Annotated in this window: 5 protein-coding genes; 1 reads left to right on the top strand and 4 read right to left on the bottom strand. The window is 63.3% G+C overall.

Annotated elements, in window-relative coordinates; genetic code table 11:
• Positions 1–218 precede the first annotated feature (218 nt).
• The gene (locus CAPSK01_RS22065) at positions 219–2,231 is read left to right on the top strand and encodes a LysM peptidoglycan-binding domain-containing protein (RefSeq protein WP_273703172.1); all 2,013 of its coding nucleotides are present in this window, start codon (positions 219–221) and stop codon (positions 2,229–2,231) included.
• 81 nt (positions 2,232–2,312) lie between these two features.
• On the opposite strand, the gene CAPSK01_RS05690 is transcribed toward CAPSK01_RS22065, so the two are convergent.
• The 4 genes from CAPSK01_RS05690 to CAPSK01_RS22060 all read right to left on the bottom strand — a co-directional run.
• On the bottom strand, positions 2,313–3,542 hold the full coding sequence (locus tag CAPSK01_RS05690) for a VWA domain-containing protein (protein WP_034923564.1): 1,230 nt from the start codon (positions 3,540–3,542) through the stop codon (positions 2,313–2,315).
• Positions 3,539–5,842, bottom strand: a complete 2,304-nt coding sequence (locus CAPSK01_RS05685; protein ID WP_034924009.1) for a DUF5682 family protein — start codon at positions 5,840–5,842, stop codon at positions 3,539–3,541. The genes CAPSK01_RS05690 and CAPSK01_RS05685 overlap by 4 nt, the downstream gene beginning before the upstream one ends.
• Positions 5,843–5,897: 55 nt before the next feature.
• Entirely contained in the window at positions 5,898–6,980 is a 1,083-nt protein-coding gene (locus tag CAPSK01_RS05680; RefSeq protein ID WP_034923561.1) for an AAA family ATPase, read from the bottom strand.
• A gap of 21 nt (positions 6,981–7,001) precedes the next feature.
• Positions 7,002–8,059, bottom strand: a 1,058-nt coding sequence (locus CAPSK01_RS22060; RefSeq protein ID WP_273703171.1) for a DUF5691 domain-containing protein, incomplete at its 5' end; no start/stop codon positions are given.

Below are 8,059 nucleotides of genomic sequence, written 5' to 3'. Positions count from 1 at the left end.
TCGCGTACGCCAGACGTGCCTGCCGCCGCAACTGGCAGCACGTCCAAGTTTAAAACCATACCTGCATGATTGACCCGCCCATGCGGATGGAATAACGCGGAATATTTACAGAAAGTGTGTGCTATAATGCTACGTTTGCAGTCTCGCCATTCGACCAGCTGATCCCACGCAGCGGGGATGAGCTGGCGCCCACCCGAGAACGAGAAAAGGATGTACGGATGACGCCACGAATTGCATTCGCCATTGCTTTTGCTTTTACTTGTGGGGCGGCTTCGTCAGATGAAACGACGAGCCTGTCCTCGATCAGCCAAGCACCACCCGGTGCCGGTTTACCGCAGGCGGGTACCGTCGCCTGGCAACTGGACCCCGAAGGGGTCTTGCCGGTGATCGAGCTTCCCGCATCGAAGCCGCTTGCCGAGACCATCGATCTGACTGCGCAGCCAGAGGAAATCTTCCACCGTATGCGCCAGGGCTTCTCGATGCCCAACCTCAATAGCCCACTGGTTCTCCATCATCAACAGTGGTATCTGAATCATCCCGAATCGCTGCGCCGCATGGTCGAGCGCAGCAGTCGTTACCTGCATCACATCGTCGAGGAACTCGACAAGCGTGGCATGCCGATGGAGCTTGCCCTGCTGCCGATGGTCGAGAGCGCTTACAATCCAACCGCCTACTCGCGTAGCCATGCTTCCGGCCTGTGGCAGTTTGTTCCGGCAACAGGCAAGCAATACAAGCTCGAACAGAACTGGTGGGTTGACGCACGCCGTGACATCGTCGCTTCGACCGCGGCGGCACTCGATTACCTGCAGTACATCTACGATCTGCACGGCGACTGGCATCTCGCGCTGGCCTCGTACAACTGGGGCGAAGGTGCCGTCGGCAAGGCCATCAACAAGAATCGCGCCAATGGTTTGCCGACCGACTATCTGAGCCTGACGATGCCCGAGGAGACGCGGCATTACGTTCCCAAACTGCAGGCCCTGAAGAACGTTTTCAGCAACCCCAACATCCTTGCCAATCTCAATATCCGCGGAGTTCCCAACCGACCCTATTTCACGACGGTCACCAAGACCGCCAACATCGACGTCAAACTGGCGGCGCAGCTTGCGGAAATGCCGGTCAAGGAGTTTGTCGCGCTGAATCCGGCACACAATCGTCCGGTCATCAAGTCCGAAACTCCGATGGTAATCCCGGCCGATAAGGTCGACACCTTCATCAGCAATCTCGAGGCCCACGAAGAGAGCGAAAAGCCGCTTTCTTCCTGGCAGGCCTATACCCTACGTGCAGGTGACAGGCTCGAACAGGTTGCGCCGCGTTTTGGCATGACGGTTGCCAATCTCAAAGCGGTCAATGGCATCAACGGCAGGATCAGGCTCGCTCCGGGACTGACCCTGCTGGTTGCCGGTCAGGAAGGCGCAGATCCTGCCGACCTGGCCGGACTGCCTGAGCAACCCCAAGTGGCAGAACAACCGCGCCTCGCACCACTGGAACCCGCGCCAGTTGCCGTCACGCGCACGCATACGGTGCAGAAAGGCGAGACCCTGCTCAAGGTGGCGCAGCGTTACGACATGAGCGTGGCCGAACTGAAGCAGCTCAACAAGCTGCGTGGCGACCAGGTGAATGCCGGCGTCAAACTGGTGGTGGCCGCGCCCGAGCATGGCGGCAAACCGGCAGCCACGGGCGCACACTCCGTCCTGGCGGCAGTGGACAGCAAACGTGCCGAAGCGCGCACCGAACCGACCCCGGTTGCCGCGATCCGCAGTCATACCGTCAGCAAGGGAGAAACGCTGGCGCAGGTGGCGAGCCGCTACGACATGAGCGTGGCCGAACTGAAGCAGCTCAACAAGCTGCGTGGCGACCAGGTGAATGCCGGCGTCAAACTGGCGGTGGCCGCGCCCGAGCCGGTCAGCAAGGTCCCGGCAGGCAAGTCACGAATCGACGCCACCGAGATCGGGAGCCGGCAGGGCAAGGCTGACAGCCGCCAGACACTGGCCAAGGCCGAAGCCAGGACCGGGAAAAAGGCTGAAGATTCGTCAGACACTTCCCGGCATGCCAGCAAGAAGCAGACGAGGCAGGCACAATACACGATCCGTCATGGCGACACCCTGGTCTCAATCGCCAGGCAGTTCCGGGTCGAGAAGGATGATCTGCTGCGCTGGAACCGCATCCAGGGCAACGAGATCAAGCCTGGACAGACGCTGACCATTCAGCTCGTGCAAAATATGCTGTAAGTTGGCCGTTCCACGCTTGGCACCGGAGCGCATCGGGCATAGCCTTTCCAAGGGTGGGTGTCCGGTGTCGATCGCCGCTAGTCAGCTTCCGGGGCGAACGGTGACGATGTCTTGTCGAGCGGCCCACAGGCTGATGTCTTCACGACGAATGGCGGCGGCCATCAAGCCGGGAAATTTGTCCGGCGTGCAGGCGAACGACGGCACGCCGAGCGCCGCCAGCCGGGTGGCCAAACGATGGTCGTACGTCGGTGCGCCGGCGTCGCTGAGTGCCAGCAGGGTAATCATCTGTACGCCGGACTGGACCAGTTCGTTGGCGCGTTGCAGGAGGTTGTTTTCGACACCTCCTTCGTAGAGGTCGGAGATCAGTACCAGGATGGTGTTGCGCGGGTCGCGAACCAACGACTGACAGTAGCTCACCGCCCGATTGATGTCGGTACCACCGCCGAGCTGGACACCGAAAAGGATATCGACCGGATCGTCAAGTTGCTCGGTGAGATCGACCACCGCGGTATCGAAAACGACCAGGTGCGTTTTGACCGCTGGCAGCGAGGCCATCACCGCGCCGAAAATGCTCGCATAAACCACCGACGCGGCCATCGAGCCGCTCTGATCGATGCACAGGATCACTTCGCGCTGCGTACGCCGGGACTTGCGACCGTAACCGATCAGCGTTTGCGGGATCAGGCAGTGGTAGTCGGCCTGCCAGTGACGAAGGTTGGCCCGGATGGTTCGTTGCCAGTCGATTTCGGCGTGCCGCGGTCGGTAATTTCGGGTCGCCCGGTTGAGCGCACCGCTGACCGCGCTGCGCAGCGGTTCCTCGAGTTTGTCGATCAAGGCATCGACCACTTTCTGAACCACCCGGCGGGCGGTGTCCCTGGTTTTGGCAGGAATCACCCGGCCCAATGAAATCAGGGTCGCCACCAGATGGACATCCGGTTGCGCCGCGGCGAGCATTTCCGGTTCCAACAACAGCCGGCGCATATCGAGCCGCTCGAAGGCGTCCTTCTGCATCACCTGGACCACGCTGGCCGGGAAATACTGGCGGATATCGCCGAGCCAGCGGGCGACGCGCGGTGACGAGGCGCCGCTGCCGCCACGCAAGCCGCCGGCGTCCTGCGCGTCGTAGAGCGCGGTCAGCGCCTGATCGATGCGCAAGTCGTCACCGGCAAGAACGAACAGGCATGCGTCCTGTGCCGGTTCGCCTAGTACCAGTCGCCAACGTCGCAGACGCTCGCTGGCCGGCGTCGCTCGACCGACAGGATCGGTGTCCGGGATCGCCGTTTCGTCGGGCGTCGATGCAGGATCGTTCATCGCTTCTCCTCGCCTTCCGGTGCCGGCAGGCCCAGCAACTGGCGCAGCAACGGGATGGCTTTTTCGGCGCGTGCGATATGCCAATCCACCGGTGAGGCGGTTGGTGTGCTGCGCACCAGATGTTGCGCGCGTTCGCCGAGTTGCCGCCGCTCCGGGGGGCTGAAGGCGGCAAACGAACGCCTCAGCAAGGGCAGGATGCGAACGAAATGCGCTTCGGTCAGCGACGACAGCCAGTGGTCGACCATCGCCCACAGCGGTTGATCGTGCAGCAGAACCAGTCCGCTGCGGTCAAGAAAACCCTCCAGCCAGGCGGCGGCCAAGGCGGGATCGTTGGCGGTGGACAACGCCTGGCTCATCCGCCGACCGGTTTGCTCGATGTCGGCCTGTTGCTCGTCGAGCAGCAGTCGTGCCGCCAGTCCGCAAAGCAGACCGTGGCCACTGCCGAAACGGGCAACGCCATGCAGTGCGGCCCACCAGGGTTCGCGTAGCGCCGGCCGCGCCAGCAGGCGGAGTGCCTGATGCGTGGCGCTGATCGCTTCGCGCAGTGCCGACGCGGCTTCGTCGTCGACCGCCGAACAGGCGCCTGCCAGGCCGATGGCGGCGCGTGGCAGCAGACAGTCGAGCAAGTGGTCGACCATTCCGACGTCGGTCTGCCGCACGTTGCCGTAGCGGGAGACGTTGGCCAGAGGCGGAATCGTCGTCAGCAATTGCCCGACATCGCTGACCACTGCCGCCAGATTCTCGAGCGCGCGAGTCACGGCCGGGATTGCCGGCTGCAGATCGGCGAACAACACCTGTTGCATCAGTTCGGCGAGTTCCGGCAAGGCAGCGGATGTACCAGCCCGGTCGACGACCTTGGCGCAGGCGGCTTCAGCGACCGTATTGCCCCAGCGGCTGGCATTGATCACCTCGATCGCCAGTGCTGGATCCCATTGCAACTGCCATAACTCGTGGAAGCTTCCCTTGGCGTTGCGGCCCTGGCGTTGGTGTTTTCCCCAGGCGATACCGAGCAGGCTCAGTCGATGCAACAAATGACTGCGGTCGAGATCGGTGGCTTGCCGCAAATCGAGGTCCAGCAATTTCTGGACCGTCTCCGGTGGCAGACGCAAGCTTTTCTGCCAGTGCTGCAGGTCGCGTTGCAAGGGAACCGCTGGCGCGCTTTCCGGGGTCTGGCCGAGTCGATCGCCGATCGACAATTGCTGCTCGATCAGCCGCATCGGCGCCTCATCGCCCATGCAGACCACGCTGCGCAGAGCCTCGCCGAGTTCGTCGAGGCCCGGTTGCGGGATTTCGCGCAACGATGCCAGGGTTTCCGCCAGCCGCACGCCTTCGATGAGGTGAGCCGACGAGCAGTCGAGTCCCTCGTTGCGCAACAATTGCGCCGCTCGCGCCAGCCAACCGATCGCTCGCCGCTCCGGCGGGCACTGCCAGAGGTGCGCGTACCAGCCGGGCGAGGTGACGCCGGCACCATAGCCGCTGGCAAAACTGAGATGGTGGTACGACCAGGGTACCCAGGTGGCGGTGACTTTCCCTTTCGGCAAACCCTTCAGCAAGGCGTGGTCGGCTTTGGCCGACGGCATCGCCGTCAGCGCTGGCACGTGCCAGGCCCCGCAGACCACGGCAATCCGTGTGTATCCCTCTTTTTCCGCCTGGCGCAGGCATTTGCGCATGTACGCTTCGCGCAGCTGTTCGCGTCGTTGTCGATCGGCGCGTTGCCGGCACGGCGCGTCGGCGCGCAAGGCGCTCATCGCTTCGCCAATGGCAGCGAACAGGTCCAGGCCGTCGGCGCGTTCCTCGACCAGGTGGTTCCACCACGCCTCGCCGTCACTGTAACCGGCGGCACGACCCAGCCAGTCGAGCGGGTCGTCGGCGAGATCAGCCGATTGACGGGTATCGGTCACGCCATCGACGACCTCGGGCGAAGGATCGAGCGGATCGTCGTTCGATGGGTCGTCTGCAATGGCGCGCGCCAGGGCCAGTTTGTGAGCAACCGGCAGATCGATGAAGCGCGTCGGGATTCGCCGCGACCGGGCAAAACGCAAGGCGTTCCATTCCGGCGAAAATTCGGCAAAGGGGTAAAAAATCGCCTGTTGCGGATCGTCGGGGTCATAAACCAGCAAGGCCACCGGCGGCTGCAACGCTGCGTCGTCGAGCAGGGCGAGCATCGCTTCACCCTCGGGCGGACCTTCGACCAGCAGGCAATCGGGCTGCAACGCCTCCAGGGCGTGCAACAGGCTGCGCGCGCAGCCTGGCCCGTGGTGCCGGATGCCGAAAAGATGCCCGGTGAAACGCTCGCTCATCGGCGCGTCCACCTTGGCCGTCGCTGGCCGCGGCAATGACGCTTGCCCGCGCCGGTCAAGGCTGTTCCTTGCACGCCCGGTACAGATCTTTCCAGTCGCTGCGTTCCTTGATCACCGTTTCCTGGTATTCGCTCCAGACGATGGCGTCCTGAATCGGGTCCTTGACGATCGCGCCGGTCAGGCTGGCGGCGATATCCGCGGCGCGCAACACGCCGTCGCCGAAATGCCCAGCCAGCGCCAGACCGCTGTTGAGCACCGAGATCGCTTCGGCGGTGCTCAGTGTGGCACTGGAAACCTTGAGTCGGGTCTTGCCGTCCTCGGTCTGACCATTGCGCAGCTCGCGGAAGATGCGCACCACGCGCCGCACTTCTTTCAGTGCCGGCGGTTCGCCAGGCAGTTGCAGCGCGCGGCCCAGTTCGTTGACCCGCTTGCTGACGATCGCCACTTCGTCGTCTTCGCTGCTCGGTACCGGCAGGACGACGGTATTGAAGCGGCGTTTCAGCGCGCTCGACAACTCGTTGATTCCCTTGTCGCGGTTATTGGCGGTGGCAATGATGTTGAAACCGCGCAAAGCCTGCGTCTCGATGCCCAATTCCGGGATCGGCAATGTTTTCTCCGACAACAGGGTGATCAGGGTGTCTTGCACGTCGGCCGGAATCCGGGTCAGTTCCTCGACCCGGGCGATCTTGCCCGTGGTCATGGCGCGCATGATCGGGCTGGCCACCAGTGCCGCGGGCGACGGCCCCTTGGCGAGCAATTCGGCATAATTCCAGCCGTAGCGCAATTGCTCCTCGCTGGTGCCGGCGGTCCCCTGCACCAGCAGCGTCGAATCGCCACTGATCGCCGCCGCCAGATGCTCGGAGACCCACGACTTGGCGGTTCCCGGCACGCCGAACAGCAGCAGGCCGCGATCGGTCGCCAGTGTGGCGATCGCCGTCTCGATCAGCCGCCGGTTGCCGATGTATTTGGCGCTGACCTCGAAACCGTTGGCCAGTGTGCCGCCCATCAGATACGTGGCCACTGCCCAGGGCGACAGTGCCCAGTGGGTCGGCCGTTGTCGGGTATCGGATTTTTCGAGTTGCTCGAGTTCGTCGGCAAACTGTTGTTCGGCGTGCTGCCGCAAGGTCTGGGTGATCATTCTGATCTCTGAAAAAATGTTTCAATGGCTTGGCAAGACCCGCGCCAGCGTCTCTCGCCAGGTGACGAACGCTTGCGCCCGGCGCAGTGAATCGCCGAAATTCGGACTGAGCGATTCGATCGGCCAGTTCATCACTTCCGCGAAACCGGCATTCGGCATCAGCGCCACGAATTCCGGGAAGCTGTTCCGCAAGGCGTAATCCCACTGGCTTTCTTTCTTCACCAGCACTGAACGGACTGCATTCAGCACGAAACGCGAAAAATCGGCCGACGGCGCCGCGTGCGCCTGCGTGTAACCGCGGACGATCGATTCGAGAGTGCTGCCCAGGGAGTTGTCCGCCCTGTTCATCAACTGCTTTTGCCAATGGTTTTCGCGTTGCCTGACCGGCAGGCACTCGAGCAGCGGCGCGCTGCCGAGCAGGGTCGTGGCCTGCGGATCATCGAGCAGTGCCTCCGCCCATTCGGCTAGCGGTTGCCGTTGCAGGCGCTTGCCCCAGGCCCGCAACAAGGCGTCGCGCCAGTCGCCGCCGTTGGCCCAGGCGATCAGTTCGGCCGGCGTCTTGCCGGTTTGTGCCGTCCACCAGGCCAGTGACAGCGCGCAGGCCAGCTGGTAAAGCCACCAGCCGCGATCGCCCAGGGTTTCGCCTTTGGGACGCTTTTCCTCCAGTCCATCGCTTTTCCATTCGACGACAAATTCGGCGGGGGGCTCGACAATCAGTTGCTGTCGGAACAGCTTGCGTTGCTGATGGAGCAAGGCGCGCATGCGGTCGCTCATCCGCGTCGCCAGGCGTGACTGCGGCAAGGCGCCGAGCAGCGTCGCCGCTCGTTGGCGGACCTCCTTGCTGCGATCGGTGAGCAGCGTTTCGAGAAAATCTTCATCGGCCGGGCTCAGCTGGTCGGCAAAGGTTTCGAGCAGCGCCAGACGTTCTCCGGCGCTCATTTCGGCCAGGCCGTCCCACAAGCGTTGGCGGGCCGCGGCCGGATCACTGGCCCGCATTGCCGCCAGCCACGACCGACGTTGGTCGAGCGTCCCCTCGTACCACCGCACGTCGTCGGACAAGGATGAATCGACATCGCCGG

Origin of the sequence: Candidatus Accumulibacter vicinus (genome assembly GCF_000584955.1) — a bacterium.
Lineage (GTDB): Bacteria > Pseudomonadota > Gammaproteobacteria > Burkholderiales > Rhodocyclaceae > Accumulibacter > Accumulibacter vicinus.
This window is presented reverse-complemented; position numbering and strand designations above follow the sequence as displayed.

Bases quoted from the DNA above. Each gene is read 5' to 3' on its own strand.
- CAPSK01_RS22065 (WP_273703172.1), top strand. From the start codon at position 219: ATGACGCCACGAATTGCATTCGCCATTGCTTTTGCTTTTACTTGTGGG.
- CAPSK01_RS05690 (WP_034923564.1), bottom strand. From the start codon at position 3,542: ATGAACGATCCTGCATCGACGCCCGACGAAACGGCGATCCCGGACACC.
- CAPSK01_RS05685 (WP_034924009.1), bottom strand. From the start codon at position 5,842: ATGAGCGAGCGTTTCACCGGGCATCTTTTCGGCATCCGGCACCACGGG.
- CAPSK01_RS05680 (WP_034923561.1), bottom strand. From the start codon at position 6,980: ATGATCACCCAGACCTTGCGGCAGCACGCCGAACAACAGTTTGCCGAC.